Here is a 16,458-nt window from a genome sequence, read left to right as displayed (position 1 = left end):
GCCATGAGCGAGCCGACGCGCCAGGGACCGCTGGCCGGCATCAAGGTGCTGGAGCTCGGCACGCTGATCGCCGGCCCGTTCTGTTCCCGCATGCTGGCCGAGTTCGGCGCCGAGGTGATCAAGGTTGAAAGCCCCGACGGCGGCGACCCGATCCGCCAGTGGCGGGTACTCAAGGATGGCACTTCGCTCTGGTGGTCGGTCCAGTCGCGCAACAAGAAAAGCATCACCCTCAACCTGAAGGACGAGCGCGCGCAGGACATTGCGCGCCGGCTCGCACTCGACGCCGACATCGTCATCGAGAACTATCGCCCCGGCGTGCTCGAGAAATGGGGGCTCGGCTATGAGGACCTCAGGCGTATCAACCCGGCCGCCATCATGGTCCGCCTGTCCGGCTACGGGCAGACGGGGCCGATGAGGGACCAGCCCGGATTCGGCGCGATCGGCGAATCGATGGGCGGCCTGCGCTATGTGTCCGGCCATCCCGACCGGCCGCCCGTGCGCATCGGCATCTCCATCGGCGACTCGGTGGCGGCGCTGCACGGCGTGATCGGCGCGATGATGGCGCTGCGGCACCGCGACGTCACCGGCGGGCGCTGGAACGGCCGGCAGGGCGCGGAGTGCGTGGCCGGGCAGGGGCAGATGGTGGACGTCGCGCTCTACGAGGCGGTGTTCAACATGATGGAGTCGCTGGTGCCGGAATACGATCACGCGGGCGTGGTGCGGGAGCGCACCGGGGGTGCCTTGCCCGGCATCGTGCCGTCCAATACCTACACCACCGGCGACGGCGAGAACATCGTCATCGCCGGCAACGGCGACGCCATCTTCAGGCGGCTGATGCTGGCGATAGGACGCGAGGACATGGCCGCCGATCCGCAACTGGCGCGCAACGACGGCCGGGTGGCGCGCACCGAGGAAATCGACGGCGCGATACAGGACTGGTGCGCGCGGCACGATATCGATTCCGCGCTGGCCGCACTCAAGGCCGCCGACGTCCCCGTGGGGAAGATCTATTCGGTGCGCGACATGATGAACGATCCGCAGTTTCTCGCGCGCGGCATGTTCGAGCAGCATGCGTTCGCCGACGGCACGCCGGTCAGGATGCCGGCGATTACGCCGAAACTGTCCGCCACGCCGGGCAGGACGGAATGGCTCGGCCCGAAGCTGGGCGAACACAACGAGCAGATTCTGCGCGCGCTCGGCTATGACGACGAGGGCATCGCCGCCCTCAGAAAAGAAAAAGTAATCTAGGAGACGCTACGATGGACAAGAAGACATTCTGGAAGCAGCTGCTGATCGCGCTGGCACTTTTCCTGGCCGGCTATTTCACCTTCAACGGACTGCCGATCGGCTGATTCCGTCCGCAGGCCGGGCAGGCTTGCCTTTTGCTAATTCAGCCGTGAAACCGGAAATCGCACCGGCGTGGTGCCGTGCCGGCGATTCGCACCCGGATGTGCCCGATGCCGGCCCATTTCGGTGCGCGATGCGCCAAAACCGGGACAATCAACAGCACACTGGAGAAAGCATGCCCCGTCCGTCCGTCGCACTTCGATCCCTCGCACTCATTGCCGTCGGCCTGCTGGCCGCGCCCGCGTTCGCCCATCCCGGCGCCCACCACGCCGCCGGCCTGTCGAGCGGCTTCCTGCATCCGCTGTCGGGCTGGGACCACCTGCTGGCGATGCTCGCGGCGGGCGTCTGGGCCGCGCAGCAGCGTCGCATGGCGTGGAGCCTGCTGGCGCTGTTTCCGGCGGCGATGGCGTTCGGTGCCTTGCTCGCCTTCGGCGGCTTTTCGCTGCCGCTCGTGGAACCGGGCATTGCAGCCTCGGTCCTGGTGCTCGGCCTGACGGTGGCTTTCGCGGTTCGCATGCCTGCACTGGCGGGCGGCGCGCTCGTCGCGCTGTTCGCGATGTGCCATGGGTTCGCGCACGGCGCCGAGCTGCCCGCGCAGACGTCCGCCGCCGGCTATGCCGCCGGCTTCCTGGCTGCCACGCTGGCGCTGCATCTGGCCGGCGCCGCCGGCAGCCGCCTGCTGCAGGGGCTGCACGCGGCCATCGTGCGCGCCGCCGGCGCGGGCGTCGCATTCGCGGGCGCCTGGATGCTGGCCGCGATCTGACGCTCTGAAGCGAAGCCAGGGGGCATGACGGCAAGCCTGGTCGGATGCGCGCAGCACTGGTACACCGGAATTCTATTGATAGGTACTTCAGGAAAGCCAAGTCCGGAATTAAGCTATGCGTGTTTCAACCAAGGGGAAAGATGCCATGCATGCTTATCAGGCCACCGTCAGCTGGACGCGCGACGGCCAGACATTCACCGATAACCGCTACAGCCGCGGACATGAGTGGTCTTTCGACGGCGGCGCGAAAGTGGCGGCCTCGTCTTCGCCTTCGATCGTGCCGCTGCCGATGTCGGTCGCGGCCAACGTGGATCCGGAAGAGGCGCTGGTGGCGGCGGCGTCGAGCTGCCACATGCTGTTCTTCCTGTCGTTCGCCGCGCGCGCCGGCTACGTGGTGGACAGCTACGTCGACCGGGCGGAAGGCTTCATGGACAGGAATGCCGGCGGAAAGATGGCGATGACGCGCATCGTGCTGCGGCCTGAAATCCGCTTCGGCGGCGAGCGCGTGCCGGACCGGGCGGAGCTGGATCGGCTGCACCACCGGTCGCACGAGGAATGCTTCATCGCCAACTCCCTGACCTGCGCGATCGTGGTCGAGGGCAGCTAGCATGTACATCCCCCGCCATTTCGAGGAAAGCCGTGAAGCGGTATTGCACGCGCTGATCCGCGAGCATCCGCTCGGTGCGCTGGTCGTCAGCGGGCCGGACGGGCTCGAGGCCAATCATCTGCCGTTCGAGCTCGACACGGAGCAGGGCGTGCTGAGGGCGCACGTGGCGCGCGCCAATCCGCTGTGGCGTGCCGCGCCGTGCGAAGCGCTGGCGATCTTCCAGGGGCCGTCCGCCTACATCAGCCCATCGTTCTATCCCGGCAAGGCGGAACATGGCAGGGCGGTCCCGACCTGGAACTACATCGCGGTGCATGCCGGCGGTCCGCTGCGGGTCGTCGATGATCCCGCCTGGCTGCGCGCGCTCGTCGATCGCCTGACGAACCGTTTCGAGGCCGGGCGGCCGGCGCCATGGAAGCTGGACGACGCGCCCGACGACTATCTGCACAAGCTGCTCGGGCAGATCGTGGGCATCGAACTGGAGATTGCGCGCATCGCGGGCAAGTGGAAGATGAGCCAGAACCAGCCGGAGGCGAACCGCGCGGGGGTCGAGCAGGGCCTGCGCGCCGAGGGCGGTGGCGCCGCCGATGTGGCGGAGCACATGGCGCGGCTGCGCTGAGGCCGCCGCGCCCGTGACTCGACAAGGCGCGAAGTGCTCAGCGCAACGCTTCGACCAGCTTGTCGAGCTTGATCGCGTCCGCGCAGAACTGGCGGATGCCTTCGGCCAGCTTCTCGGTGGCCATCGCATCCTCGTTGAGCTGGAAGCGGAAGGTCTTTTCATCGAGCGCGATCTTTTGCAGATCGGCCGCCTCGGCCTGCTGCACGCTCAGCTTGCGTTCCACCGGCGCATTGCTCTCGGCCAGCTTCTGCAGCAGATCGGGGCTGATGGTGAGCAGGTCACAGCCCGCCAGTTCGGTGATCTGGGAGGTATTGCGGAAGCTCGCGCCCATGACTTCGGTGCGGTAGCCGAACTTGCGGAAATAGGTGTAGATGCGGCGTACCGACTGCACGCCCGGATCGTCGGCGCCGCTGTACTCCTGGCCGGTCGACTTCTTGTACCAGTCGTAGATGCGGCCGACGAACGGCGAGATCAGCTGCACGCCGGCTTCGGCGCAGGCGATCGCCTGCGGCAGTGAGAACAGCAGGGTGAGGTTGCAGCGGATGCCTTCCTTTTCCAGCACTTCCGCGGCGCGGATGCCTTCCCAGGTGGAGGCGATCTTGATCAGCACGCGCTCGCGCGGAATGCCGGCCTTTTCATAGAGCGCGATCAGCGCCCGGCCCTTGGCGATCGTGCCCTCGGTGTCAAAGGACAGGCGGGCGTCGGTCTCGGTCGAGACGCGGCCGGGAATCAGTTTCAGGATCTCCATGCCGAAGGCGACCAGCAGGTTGTCGATCACTTCTTCGGTCGGCTTGCCGCCATGGTCGCGCACCGCCTTTTCCAGCAGCGGCCGGTATTCATCCTTCTGTACCGCCTTCAGGATCAGCGACGGGTTGGTGGTGGCGTCCTGCGGCGCGAACGCCTTCATCGCCTGGAAATCGCCGGTGTCGGCGACGATGGTGGTGTACTGCTTCAGTTGTTCGAGCTGGTTCATGGCAATGCGGCTTCAAGGTGGAGGCAACAAAACATGCATGATACCCGCAAGCCGGCGCGGGCTTTCGGTTTGCGGCTTGAGGCCGGGCAAGACGGCTACAGTTTCGGCGGGTGGCGCAGGAAGGAGTCGAACTGCATGTCGAGCTTCTGCAGCGCCTTTTGCGCATTTTGCATCTTCTTGCGGAATTCCGGCCCGCCCTTGAGCGCGAGGCCGACCGCGAGGATGTCGATCACGACCAGGTGCGCCAGGCGCGCCGAGATCGGGGTGTAGGGGTCGATGTTGAAGCTCAGGTCGATCGGCACCAGCACGGTCGCGATCTCGGACAGCGGCGTGCCGCTCGGGGTGAGCGCGATCACGTCCGCGCCCAGCTTGCGCGCCAGCTGCACGCTGTGCAGCAGCGCGGTGCTGTTGCCGCGCTGGGAAATGGCGACCACCGTGTCGCCCTTCTTCAGCAGGGCGGCGGAGATCGCATGGATGTGCGGGTCGGAATAGGCGACCGTGTACACGCCGGAGCGGAAGAACTTGTGCTGCGCATCGGCGGCGACGATGCCCGAGGTGCCTTGTCCCCAGAACTCGATCTTGTCGGACCGGGCGAGCACGTCGAGCGCGCGCTCGATCGCCGCCGGCTGCAGGTTGTTGCGCAGGTCGAGCAGGGCGTTGATGGAGCGGCTGCAGATCTTGCTGACCAGGTCGGAGGCGAGGTCGTCCTGCAGCGGGGATTCATCGGCCTGCGGCAGCGCCAGCGCCAGGGTCTGCGCCAGCTTCAGCTTGAACTCATGCCAGCCGTCGTAGCCGAGCGCCCGGCAGAAGCGGACCACGGTCGGCTCCGACACCTGCGCGCTCCTGGCGAGCGCGGTGATGTTGCCGGAGACCGCATGGTCGGGATTCTTGAGGACGGCGAGGCCGACTTTCTTTTCCGACCGGGACAGCGCGTCGAGCTGGGTGCGTATCGAGTCAAGCAGCATGGCGTGTTGCTATGTTGTGCGCAGGGCCTGCCGGGCCCGTTCGATGAGTGCGCTGGTCGAGGCGTCGTGAGCCTGCGGGCGGGGCTCGCCGCCGATCTCCCTCTCCAGCGTGCTGGCCAGCACCTTGCCCAGCTCGACGCCCCACTGGTCGAAACTGTTGACGCCCCATGCCACGCCCTGCACGAAGACCTTGTGTTCGTACAGCGCGATCAGCGCGCCGAGCGACGCGGGCGTGAGCGCGTCCATCAGGATCATGTTGCTCGGCCGGTTGCCGGGGAAGGTGCGGTGAGGCAGCAGGGCGGCGATGCGATCCTCCGGCAGGTTCTGCGCCCGCATTTCCTCGCGCACTTCCTCCGCCGTCTTGCCGAGCATGAAGGCCTCCGCCTGGGCGAAACAGTTGGCGAGCAGCGCCTCGTGGTGGCCGGGCAGCGCATGCGACGGGCGCAGCGCGGCGATGAAGTCGACCGGGATCAGGTCGGTGCCCTGGTGCAGCAGCTGGAAATAGGCATGCTGGCCGTTGGTGCCGACATCGCCCCAGACCACCGGGCAGGTGGCGAGGTCGACGTCGCTGCCGTCGGCGCGCACCCGCTTGCCGTTGCTTTCCATCTCCAGCTGCTGCAGGTAGGCGGCGAACTGGGACAGGTCCTGGTGATAGGGCGCGATGGAAAGCGAGGCGCTGCCGAAGAAGTTGCGGTACCAGATGCCGAGCGCGGCCAGGATCGCGGGCATGTTGCGCTCCAGCGGCGTGCTGCGGAAATGCTCGTCCATCGCATGGGCGCCGGCCAGGAACTCGCGGAAGCGTTCGGGTCCGACCGCCAGCGCGACCGGCAGTCCGATCGCCGACCAGACGGAATAGCGACCGCCGACCCAGTCCCAGAACGGGAACATGTTGTCGGTATCGATGCCGAAGGCGCGCACTGCCGCGCTGTTGGTGGAGACCGCGACGAAGTGCCGGGCCAGCTCGTCCTCCCTTCCGCCCTGGCGCAGGAACCAGGCGCGCGCGGACTGGGCATTCATCATCGTCTCGCGCGTGGTGAAGGTCTTGGAGGCGATCACGAACAGCGTGCTGTCGGCCTGCAGACGCGACAGGACCGCATCGAGATCGTGGCCGTCGACATTGGCGACGAAATGCAGGCGCAGGCGCGGGTCGGCGAAGCCGCGCAGGGCCTTGCACACCATCTCCGGGCCGAGGTCGGAGCCGCCGATGCCGATGTTGACGATGTCGGTCACCGGCTTGCCGCTGCGGCCGGTCCAGTTGCCGGAGCGCACCCGCCCGGCGAACGCGCAGACCCGGTCGAGCACCGCATGAACCTCTGCGTTCACATCCTGTCCATCCACCACCAGCGGCCTGCCGCGCGGCGCGCGCAGGGCGGTATGCAGTACCGCGCGCTGTTCCGTGTCGTTGATGCGCTGGCCGCCGAACATCGCATCGCGCCGCGCCTCGACGCCGGCTTCCCGCAGCAGCTGGGCCAGCAGGCGCATCGTGGTGGCGTCGATCCGGTTCTTGGAATAATCGAGCAGCAGTCCGGCGGCTTCGACGGAAAACGCCGCGAAGCGGTTGCCGGGGGCGGAGAAGAGGTCGCGCATCTGCCAGGTCCTCGCCTGCAGATGGTGGTCGGCGAGTGCTTGGTAGGCAGGCAGTCCGGTGGTGGCTTGCTGGGGCATGGAGACGCTTGAAGCTGTGAACATGGCAACTATACCGTAGAACCAGGAAAAATCACTACATGGTAGTGCAGCCCGGGCCCCCTTCATTGCGATTTCTCAGCGCCGCTCCGGGCCATTCGTGCATACCATTTCGTTCTTTCCCTGTTCTTTCCCGCTGCGGCGCGCTTCATCGGAACGCCGCAGCTCGCCGTCCTGACTTCCTGTAGTAAAATTTCAGAACACTGCACCACTCCGGTTCATCCATCATGCCCATTCATTCCGTTCTCGACTCCGTCACCCGCCGCATCGTCGCCCGCAGCAAGCCCTGGCGCGATGCCTACCTGGCCCGCCTGGACGCCGCGCGCGTGCAGGGCGTGCACCGCGGCACCCTGGCCTGCACCAATCTCGCCCACGGCTTCGCCGCCTTTCCGGCGAATGACAAACTGAAACTGAAACAATACAAGGTGCCCTCCGTCGCCATTGTTTCCGCCTACAACGACATGCTGTCGGCGCACCAGCCGTTCGAGGGCTTCCCGCGCATCATCAAGGAAGCGGTGCGCGAGGCGGGGGCGGTCGCCCAGTTCGCCGGCGGCACCCCGGCCATGTGCGACGGCGTGACCCAGGGGCAGCCCGGCATGGAGCTGTCGCTGTTCTCGCGCGACACGATCGCGATGGCCACCGCAGTGGCGCTGTCGCACAACATGTTCGACGCGGCCGTCTACCTCGGCGTGTGCGACAAGATCGTGCCGGGACTGCTGATCGGGGCGCTGCATTTCGGCCATCTGCCGGCGGTCTTCCTGCCGGCCGGGCCGATGACCACCGGCATTTCCAACGCGGAAAAAGCCAGGGTGCGCCAGCTCTATGCGCAGGGCAAGGTGGGGCGCGACGCGCTGCTCGAGTCGGAAGCCTCGTCCTATCACGGCGCCGGCACCTGCACCTTCTATGGCACGGCCAACAGCAACCAGATGCTGATGGAAGTCATGGGCCTGCACCTTCCGGGCACCGCCTTCATCACGCCCGGCACCGAACTGCGCGATGCGCTCACCGCGGCCGGCGCGAAGCGGGCGGTGGCCATCAGCGCGCAGGGAGAGCGCTACATCCCGGTCGGCCGCGTGGTCGATGAAAAGGCCATCGTCAATGCCATCGTCGCGCTGCTGGCCACCGGCGGGTCGACCAATCACACCCTGCACCTGGTCGCCATCGCGCGCGCGGCGGGCATCGTGATCGACTGGAACGACTTCGATGAACTGTCTTCCGTGGTGCCGCTGCTGACCCGCATCTATCCGAACGGCGATGCCGACGTCAACCACTTCCACGCCGCCGGCGGCACCGGCTTCGTGATCCGCGAACTGCTCGACGCCGGCCTGCTGCATGAAGACGTCACCACCGTGCTCGGCGAGGGCCTGCGCGCCCACTGCACCGAACCCTTCCTCGAGGACGGCAAGCTGGTGTGGAAGCCGGCGGCCGCGGAAAGCGGCGACAGCGCGGTGCTGCGCAAGGCGTCGGATCCTTTTTCCAGAGATGGCGGCCTGCGTCTGCTCAACGGCAATCTCGGCCGCGCCGTGATCAAGGTCTCGGCGGTGAAGCCCCAGCATAGGGTGGTGGAAGCGCCGGCGCTGGTGTTCAATTCGCAGGAGGCGCTGATGGATGCCTACAAGGCCGGCAGGCTGGACCGCGATTTCGTGGCGGTGGTGCGCTACCAGGGACCGCGCGCCAACGGCATGCCCGAACTGCATGCGCTCACGCCGGCGCTGTCGAGCCTGCAGGACGCGGGACGCAGGGTGGCGCTGGTGACCGACGGCCGCATGTCGGGCGCGTCGGGCAAGGTGCCGGCGGCGATCCATGTGTCGCCCGAAGTCCTTGCCGGCGGCCCGCTCGGCAAGGTGCGCGACGGCGACCTGATCCGTCTCGACGCGGAAACGGGCACGCTGCAGGCGCTGGTCGACGAGGCGGAGTGGAACAGGCGCGCGATGGAGCCGGCGGACCTGTCGGCGAGCCACGTCGGCATGGGCCGCGAACTGTTCGCCATGTTCCGCCACTCGGTGAGCGCGGCCGAGGAAGGCGCCGCCACCTTCGGCCTGCCGCCGCCGGTGCACCTGGCCGAAGAGCAAGACAACCCGCTGGCGGTGCCCGAGGGAGAGAATCAATCCGATGAAGATTTTCTGATAGCGAAGAACAAATGATGAACCTGATCGACATCATGCGCGCGTCCCCGGTGATCCCGGTGATCGCGATCGACAATCCGGATCACGCGGTGCCGATGGCGCGCGCGCTGGTCGAGGGCGGCATCCGGGTGCTGGAAATCACGCTGCGCACCGCGCACGGCCTGCCGGCCATCCGCGCCATCGCCGGGCAGGTGCCGGGCGCCATCGTCGGCGTCGGCACGCTGACCCAGCCGGAAGAACTCGCCGCCGCACGCGAGGCCGGCGCGGTGTTCGGCGTCTCGCCCGGGCTGACGCCGGCCCTGGTGGCGGCGGCGAAGACCAGCGGCCTGCCGCTTCTGCCCGGCGTGATGACGCCGTCGGAAGTCATGGCCGCGCGCGATGCCGGCTTCCGGCAGCTCAAGCTGTTCCCGGCCGTGCCCGCCGGCGGCGTCGGCATGCTCAACGCGATCGCCGGTCCGCTGCCGGACGTCACGTTCTGTCCGACCGGGGGGATTTCGCAGGAGACCGCGCCGCAATTCCTCGCCTGCAAGAACGTCGCCTGCGTGGGCGGATCCTGGCTGACGCCGAAGGATGCGATGCAGGCGGGCGACTGGGACAGGATCAGGGAAATCGCCAGGGCCGCCGCGGCGCTGGCGGTCCGCTGAGCGTACGCGGAGCGGGACCGGCAGCCGCCGGCGCGGAAAAGAAAAAGCGGGCCGGGATGCCGGCAGCGCTTAAAATACCGCTTCCCGTTTTCTCTGCACTGCATCATGACCCAGGACGAACTGAAACAGGCGGTGGCCCGCGCCGCGATCGAATATGTGCCGGCCAATGAAATCATCGGCGTCGGCACCGGCTCCACCGCCAACTATTTCATCGATGAGCTCGGCAAGATCAAGGACCGGATCAAGGGCGCGGTGGCCTCGTCGGAAGCGACCGCCGCCCGCCTGCGCTCGCACGGCATCGCGGTGCTCGATCTCAATGACGTCGATTTCCTGCCGGTCTACATCGACGGCGCCGACGAGATCACCGCGGATGGCGCGATGATCAAGGGCGGCGGCGCGGCGCTGACGCGCGAAAAAATCGTGGCCTCGGTGGCCGGCCGGTTCGTCTGCATCGCCGACGGCTCCAAGCTGGTCACGCAACTCGGCGCGTTCCCGCTGCCGGTGGAAGTGATCCCGATGGCGCAGGCGGCGGTGGCCCGTCAGCTCAAGGCGCTCGGCGGCGAGCCGCGGCTGCGGATGAAGGACGGCCAGCCGCTGATCACCGACAACGGCTGCATGATCATCGACCTGGCCGGCCTGCACATCGCCGACCCGCGGGATCTGGAAGCACGCATCAACAATATCGTCGGCGTGGTCACCGTCGGCCTGTTCGCGCAACGCGGCGCCGACGTCGCCCTGCTGGGCACCGGCGACGGCGTGCAGAAGATGAGCTTCTGAACCGCCGCCCGCTTCCGCCACGCAGCCCGCCGGTATGACTCGCGGGCTGTTTTGTTTTCAGGGCGCGAAAGCCGCGAGTTGAATGATGGATAATGCCGGCTGCAATGCGATTTCGGAAAGGAAGCGATGAAGCCGTTCAAGCATCTCGTCCTGGCGTGCCTCGCGGGAATGATGGCCGCGTGCGCAGGCTTGACCGCGCCGCCTCCGCAGCAGGCGGTGCCGGCGCAATGGCAGGCGCCGCTCCCGCATAACGGCAGCGTGAGCGACCTGTCGCGCTGGTGGGAGCAGCAGGGCGACCCGATACTGGTGCAGCTGATCGCCGCCGCGCAGGAAGCGAGTCCCACGATCGCCGCCGCGCGCTCGCGCATGATCCAGGCGCAGACGGTGCGCACGGCGGCCGGCGCCGCCCTGGTGCCGTCGCTCGACGCCACCGGCAGCGTGGGGCGCACCAGCGCCCAGCCGCCGCAGCCGCTGGGGACGACATCCCAGGCGGCGCTGCAGACCGCCTGGGAGATCGATGTATTCGGTGCGCGCCGCGCCAGCCGCAATGCCGCCGATGCCAGGCTGGAAGGCGCACAGGCGGGCTGGCACGAGGCCCGGGTGACGGTGGCCGCCGAAGTCGCCAGTCAGTATTTCGGCCTGCGCGCCTGCCGGCGGCAACTGGCGATCGCCGAATCCGACGCAGCCTCCCGCAGCGAGATCGCGCGCCTGTCCGAGCTGAGCGCGAGGGCGGGCTTCCAGGCGCCGGCCAACGCCGCGCTGGCGAGGGCGAGCGCGGCCGAAGGCAATGCGCGCCTGCTGCAGCAGCGCGCCCAGTGCGAGATCGAGCTCAAGAGCCTGGTCGCGCTGACCGCCATCGCCGAACCGGCACTGCGGGCGGGCCTCGACGGCGGCGATGTGTCGCCGGAGGCGGCACAGGCCATCGCCATCGAGAACCTGCCCGCCGCCGTGCTGGCCCAGCGTCCCGACCTGTTCGGCGCCGAACGGGAAGTGGCGGCCGCCGCCTTCGAGGTCGCCGGCGCACACGCGCAACGCTATCCACGCCTGAGCCTGTCCGGCTCGGTCGGCATCGCCAACTTACGGGGCGGCGGCATGAATGCCGATCTCGACACCTGGTCGGTCGGTCCGCTCGCGCTGAGCCTGCCGCTGTTCGACGGTGGCCGGCGCGCCGCCGAGGTCGAGGCCGCCCGCGCCCGCTACGAGGAAGCCGCCGCCAACTACCGTGCCCGCGTGCGGCAGGCGGTGCGCGAAGTGGAAGAAGCCCTGGTCACCCTGCACAGCACCGCCGCCCGCAGCGCCGACGTCCTGACCGCGGCCGAGGGCTACCGCAGCTCGTTCAATGCCGCCGAGAGCCGTTATCGCAACGGCCTGGCGAGCCTGATCGAACTCGAAGAATCGCGCCGCACGCTGCTCGCGGCAGAGACGGCGGTGGTGACGCTCGAGCGCGAAAGGCGCGCGGCATGGATCTCGCTCTACCGCGCCGCCGGCGGCGGCTGGAACGCGCCCGGGGCGCGCACAACGAACTGAACGCCTACACAGCATGAAACCATTCAAACGCAAACCGCTCGTCATCGCCGTCCTGGCCGTCGTCATCGCAGCCGGCGCCGGGATCGCGCTGATGGCGCCGAAGAACGAAGCGCCCGCCAGGACCGCGGCGGCAACCGTCAAGCCGGCCCTCACCGTAAGCGTGGTGCGCCCGCAGCAGCAGCCGTTGCCGATCCGGCTCGCGGCCAACGGCAACATCATGGCCTGGCAGGAGGCCAGCATCGGCAGCGAATCGAACGGCCTGCGGCTGGCCGAGGTGCGTGTCAACGTCGGCGACAGCGTGCGCGCGGGCGAGGTGCTCGCCATCTTCGCGCGCGAAGCGGTCGAAGCCGACGTCGCGCAGGCCCGCGCGGCACTGATGGAGGCGGAGGCCCTGGCGGCCGATGCGGCGGCCAATGCGGCACGCGCCCGCACCCTGGACGCGAGCGGGGCGCTGAGCGCGCAGCAGATCGCGCAATACCAGACCAGCGAGCAGACCGCCCGCGCGCGCGTCCAGGCGGCCAGGGCGACGCTCGCCGCGCAGCAGCTGCGGCTGCGCCATGTGCAAGTGCTGGCGCCGGACAGCGGCGTGATTTCCGAGCGCAAGGCGACGGTCGGCGCGGTAGTGCCCGCCGGGACCGAGCTGTTCCGTCTGATCCGCAAGGGACGCCTGGAATGGCGGGCCGAAGTCACGGCGACCGAACTCGGCCGCATCAAGGCAGGCACGCCGGCCACGCTGGTCGCCGCCAACGGTACGCGGCTGCAGGGCAAAGTGCGCATGATCGGCCCGACCGTCGATCCGCAGAGCCGATCGGCGCTGGTCTATGTGGACCTGCAGCCGGCGGCGGCGGACGCGGCGCCGGCCAGCGCCGGCATGTTCGCGCGCGGCGAGTTCGACCTCGGCAGCTCGCCGGCGCTCACCGTGCCCCAACAGGCGGTGGTGCTGCGCGACGGCTTCAGCTATGTGTTCCGCCTCGGCCCCGACAACCGCGTCACCCAGCTCAAGGTGAGGCCGGGACGCCGCATAGGCGACCGCGTCGAGATACTCGAGGGACTCCCGCCGGATGCGAGCGTGGTGGCCAGCGGCGCCGGCTTCCTCAACGAAGGCGATACCGTGCGCGTGGTGGGCGACGGCAATGGCGGCGCGGCGCAGGCCGGGACGACGGCGCCGCGGCGCCAGTAGCGAGAGATGGGAACATACAGATGAATTTTTCCGCCTGGTCGATCCGGAATCCGATTCCGGCGCTGATGCTGTTCGTCCTGCTGAGCTTCGCCGGCATGCTGTCCTTCAGCATGATGAAAGTCCAGAACTTTCCCGACATCGAACTGCCGACGGTCACGGTGAGCGCATCGCTGCCGGGCGCGGCGCCGGGGCAGCTCGAGACCGATGTCGCCCGCAAGATCGAGGACTCCATCGCCACCGTGCAGGGCCTCAAGCATATCTATACCAAGGTGCAGGACGGGGTCGTCACGATCACCGCCGAGTTCCGGCTCGAGAAGCCGGTGCAGGAAGCGGTCGACGATGTGCGCTCGGCGGTGGCGCGGGTGCGCGCCGACCTGCCCGGCGATCTGCGCGATCCCATCGTCAACAAGGTCGATCTCGCGGGCCAGCCGGTGCTGGCCTTCACCATCTATTCGCCCAGCTTGGACGAAGAGGCGCTGTCCTGGTTCGTCGACAACGATGTCTCGCGCAAGCTGCTCGCGGTACCCGGCGTCGGCGCCGTCAAGCGGGTCGGCGGCGTCAGCCGCGAGGTGAGGGTGGCGCTGGACACGGCGAAGCTGCAGGCGCTGGGCGCCACCGCCGCCGACATCTCGCGCCAGCTGCGGCAGGTGCAGACGGAAAGCGCCGGCGGCCGGGCCGATCTCGGCGGCGGCGAACAGCCGGTGCGCACGCTCGCCACCGTCGCCTCGGCGGAAGAGCTGGCGCGGCTGGAACTGGCCCTGCCCGACGGCCGCCGCATCCGTCTCGACCAGGTCGCCACCGTGACCGACACCATCGCCGAACCGCGCGCCGCGGCACTGCTCGACGGCAAACGGGTGGTCGGATTCGAGGTCGCCCGCAGCCGCGGCGCGAGCGAAGTCGAGGTCGGCGCCAAGGTGCACCAGGCGCTCGATGAAATGAAACAGCGGCATCCCGACCTGCAGCTCACGCAGGCTTTCGATTTCGTCTCGCCGGTGGAGGAGGAGTACCGCGGCTCCATGCACCTGCTGTACGAGGGCGCGATCCTGGCGGTGATCGTGGTCTGGCTGTTCCTGCGCGACTGGCGCGCCACCTTCGTGTCGGCGGTGGCCCTGCCTCTGTCAGTGATACCGGCCTTCATCGGCATGTACCTGCTCGGCTTTTCGATCAACGTGGTGTCGCTGCTGGCGATGTCGCTGGTGGTCGGCATACTGGTCGACGACGCGATCGTCGAGGTGGAAAACATCGTCCGCCATCTGCGCATGGGCAAGACGCCGTTCCAGGCGGCGATGGAGGCGGCGGATGAGATCGGCCTGGCGGTGATCGCCACCACCTTTACGCTGATCGCAGTCTTCCTGCCGACCGCCTTCATGAGCGGCGTCGCCGGCAAGTTCTTCAAGCAGTTCGGCTGGACGGCGGCGCTGGCGGTGTTCGCCTCGCTGGTGGTGGCGCGCATGCTCACGCCGATGATGTCGGCCTATCTGCTCAAGCCCGCTTCCGGGACCGGGCACGCCGATCCTTTCTGGATGCCGGCCTACCTGCGCTGCGTGTCCTGGAGCCTGCGCCACCGGCTGGCGACGATGGCACTGGCGACCTTGTTCTTCATCGGTTCGGTGGCCCTGATCCCGCTGCTGCCCACCGGCTTCATTCCGCCCGACGACAATTCCCAGACCCAGGTCTATCTCGAACTGCCGCCCGGCTCGACCCTGCAGCAGACGCTGGCGGCGGCGGAGCAGGCTCGCGTGCTGGTGGCCGGCGTCGAGCATGTGCAGAGCGTCTATACCTCGGTCGGCGGCGGCAGCGCCGGCGGCGATCCCTTCGGTCCGCAGGGCAGCGCCGAGGTGCGCAAGGCGACGCTGACCATCCGCCTGAGCCCGCGCGGGGAGCGGCCGCGCAAGCAGGGCATCGAGAACAACATCCGCGCCGCGCTCGAAAAGCTGCCCGGCGCGCGCAGCAAGGTCGGCCTCGGCGGTTCGGGGGAAAAGTACATCCTGGTGCTGACCGGCGAAGATCCGAACGCGCTCGCCGCCGCCGCCCGCGCCGTCGAACGCGACCTGCGCACCATTCCCGGTCTCGGCAGCGTGGCCTCCACCGCCAGCCTGATCCGCCCGGAGATCGCGGTACGCCCCGACTTCGCGCGGGCCGCCGACCTGGGCGTGACCAGTGCGGCCATCGGCGAAACCCTGCGCATCGCCACCATCGGCGACTATGACGTGGCCCTGCCGAAGATGAACCTGTCGCAGCGCCAGGTGCCGATCGTGGTCAAGCTCGAGGACCAGGCCCGCACCGATCTGTCCGTGCTCGGCCGCCTCGCCGTGCCCGGCGCCCGCGGCCCCGTCATGCTCGACCAGGTCGCCGACCTCGAAGTCGCCGGCGGTCCGGCGGTGATCGACCGCTACGACCGTTCACGCAATATCAATTTCGAGATCGAACTGTCCGGCCTGCCGCTCGGCGACGTCGCCGCGGCGGTGCAGAAACTGCCGTCGGTGCAGAACCTGCCGGCCGGAGTGAGGGTGGTGGAAATCGGCGACGCCGAGGTGATGGGCGAACTCTTCGCCAGCTTCGGCCTGGCGATGCTCACCGGGGTGCTCTGCATTTACATCGTGCTGGTGCTGCTGTTCAAGGACTTCCTGCAGCCGGTCACGATTCTCGCCGCGCTGCCGCTGTCGCTCGGCGGCGCCTTCGTCGGCCTGCTGCTGGCGCAGAAGAGCTTCTCGATGCCGTCGCTGATCGGCCTGATCATGCTGATGGGGATTGCGACCAAGAACTCCATCCTGCTGGTCGAGTACGCGATCGTGGCCCGCCGCGACCACGGCATGAGCCGCCTCGATGCGCTCATCGATGCCTGCCACAAGCGGGCACGGCCGATCGTGATGACCACGCTGGCGATGGGCGCCGGCATGCTGCCGATCGCGGTCGGCATCGGCCAGGCCGATCCCAGCTTCCGCTCGCCGATGGCAATCGCGGTGATCGGCGGCCTCATCACCTCGACCGTCCTGAGCCTGCTGGTGGTGCCGGCGGTGTTCACCTATGTGGATGATGTCGAGCACCTGTTCCGGCGAATCCGGGATCGACTGCGCGGAAGACCGGCCGGGCAAGGGCTGGCGCAAGCGGGGGGCCGGAAGAGCTAGGTGTGAAGTTGCAAGAGGTTATTTCGGTTGGTTGAGAGTCTGGACATTGGTGCTTTGCCGCCGATACCTTGGTGCGGGCGGTGCCAGTTGTAGTGGTGGTTCCACTGATGGAGCATTTCGGC

The 16,458-nt window shown here is 68.2% G+C and carries 14 protein-coding genes; 10 read left to right on the top strand and 4 right to left on the bottom strand.

The features are described 5' to 3' along the window. The first annotated feature begins 3 nt into the window (after positions 1–3). The 4 genes from NCCP691_RS19475 (at position 4) to NCCP691_RS19460 (ending at position 3,333) form a co-directional block, all read left to right on the top strand. Positions 4–1,248 carry a CaiB/BaiF CoA transferase family protein gene (locus NCCP691_RS19475; protein ID WP_220810236.1) on the top strand — a complete coding sequence of 415 codons (1,245 nt, stop codon included), beginning with the start codon at positions 4–6 and terminating at the stop codon, positions 1,246–1,248. Positions 1,249–1,522: 274 nt separating this feature from the next. Continuing rightward, positions 1,523–2,110, top strand: coding sequence for a HupE/UreJ family protein (locus tag NCCP691_RS19470; RefSeq protein ID WP_220810235.1), 588 nt, complete (start codon positions 1,523–1,525; stop codon positions 2,108–2,110). A 145-nt stretch (positions 2,111–2,255) separates the two neighbouring features. Beyond that, positions 2,256–2,717, top strand: coding sequence for an OsmC family protein (locus tag NCCP691_RS19465; RefSeq protein WP_220810234.1), 462 nt, complete (start codon positions 2,256–2,258; stop codon positions 2,715–2,717). Position 2,718: 1 nt separating this feature from the next. Continuing rightward, positions 2,719–3,333, top strand: a complete 615-nt coding sequence (locus NCCP691_RS19460; RefSeq protein ID WP_220810233.1) for an FMN-binding negative transcriptional regulator — start codon at positions 2,719–2,721, stop codon at positions 3,331–3,333. 37 nt (positions 3,334–3,370) lie between these two features. Here the strand turns inward: NCCP691_RS19460 and tal are convergent, their stop codons facing one another. From tal to pgi, 3 genes are all read right to left on the bottom strand, one after another. Next, positions 3,371–4,306, bottom strand: coding sequence for a transaldolase (tal, locus tag NCCP691_RS19455; protein ID WP_220810232.1), 936 nt, complete (start codon positions 4,304–4,306; stop codon positions 3,371–3,373). Between the two features lie 95 nt (positions 4,307–4,401). Continuing rightward, positions 4,402–5,271, bottom strand: a complete 870-nt coding sequence (locus NCCP691_RS19450) for an SIS domain-containing protein (protein ID WP_220810231.1) — start codon at positions 5,269–5,271, stop codon at positions 4,402–4,404. Positions 5,272–5,280: 9 nt separating this feature from the next. Further along, the gene (gene pgi, locus NCCP691_RS19445) at positions 5,281–6,936 is read right to left on the bottom strand and encodes a glucose-6-phosphate isomerase (RefSeq protein WP_220810230.1); all 1,656 of its coding nucleotides are present in this window, start codon (positions 6,934–6,936) and stop codon (positions 5,281–5,283) included. 245 nt (positions 6,937–7,181) lie between these two features. Between pgi and edd the strand changes: the two genes are divergently transcribed. The 6 genes from edd (at position 7,182) to NCCP691_RS19415 (ending at position 16,336) form a co-directional block, all read left to right on the top strand. Next, positions 7,182–9,098, top strand: coding sequence for a phosphogluconate dehydratase (gene edd / locus NCCP691_RS19440; RefSeq protein WP_220810229.1), 1,917 nt, complete (start codon positions 7,182–7,184; stop codon positions 9,096–9,098). Next, a complete protein-coding gene (gene eda / locus NCCP691_RS19435) occupies positions 9,095–9,724 on the top strand; it encodes a bifunctional 4-hydroxy-2-oxoglutarate aldolase/2-dehydro-3-deoxy-phosphogluconate aldolase (protein ID WP_220810228.1) in 630 nt (209 codons plus the stop codon). Before edd ends, eda begins: the two co-directional genes overlap by 4 nt. Before the next feature lie 105 nt (positions 9,725–9,829). Further along, entirely contained in the window at positions 9,830–10,501 is a 672-nt protein-coding gene (rpiA, locus tag NCCP691_RS19430; RefSeq protein WP_220810227.1) for a ribose-5-phosphate isomerase RpiA, read from the top strand. A 126-nt stretch (positions 10,502–10,627) separates the two neighbouring features. Continuing rightward, positions 10,628–12,028: an efflux transporter outer membrane subunit gene (locus NCCP691_RS19425; protein WP_238482511.1), complete on the top strand. Its 1,401-nt coding sequence runs from the start codon at positions 10,628–10,630 to the stop codon at positions 12,026–12,028. Between the two features lie 13 nt (positions 12,029–12,041). Further along, the gene (locus NCCP691_RS19420) at positions 12,042–13,208 is read left to right on the top strand and encodes an efflux RND transporter periplasmic adaptor subunit (protein ID WP_220810226.1); all 1,167 of its coding nucleotides are present in this window, start codon (positions 12,042–12,044) and stop codon (positions 13,206–13,208) included. Between the two features lie 20 nt (positions 13,209–13,228). Then, positions 13,229–16,336: an efflux RND transporter permease subunit gene (locus NCCP691_RS19415; RefSeq protein WP_220810225.1), complete on the top strand. Its 3,108-nt coding sequence runs from the start codon at positions 13,229–13,231 to the stop codon at positions 16,334–16,336. Here the strand turns inward: NCCP691_RS19415 and NCCP691_RS19410 are convergent. Continuing rightward, on the bottom strand, positions 16,333–16,452 hold the full coding sequence (locus NCCP691_RS19410; RefSeq protein WP_373870352.1) for a hypothetical protein: 120 nt from the start codon (positions 16,450–16,452) through the stop codon (positions 16,333–16,335). The genes NCCP691_RS19415 and NCCP691_RS19410 overlap by 4 nt on opposite strands. Between the last annotated feature and the right edge of the window lie 6 nt (positions 16,453–16,458).

It is taken from the genome of Noviherbaspirillum aridicola (assembly GCF_019656455.1).
GTDB lineage: Bacteria > Pseudomonadota > Gammaproteobacteria > Burkholderiales > Burkholderiaceae_D > Noviherbaspirillum > Noviherbaspirillum aridicola.
The sequence above is the reverse complement of the archived record's forward strand: the minus strand, read 5'-3'. Positions and strand labels throughout refer to the sequence as shown.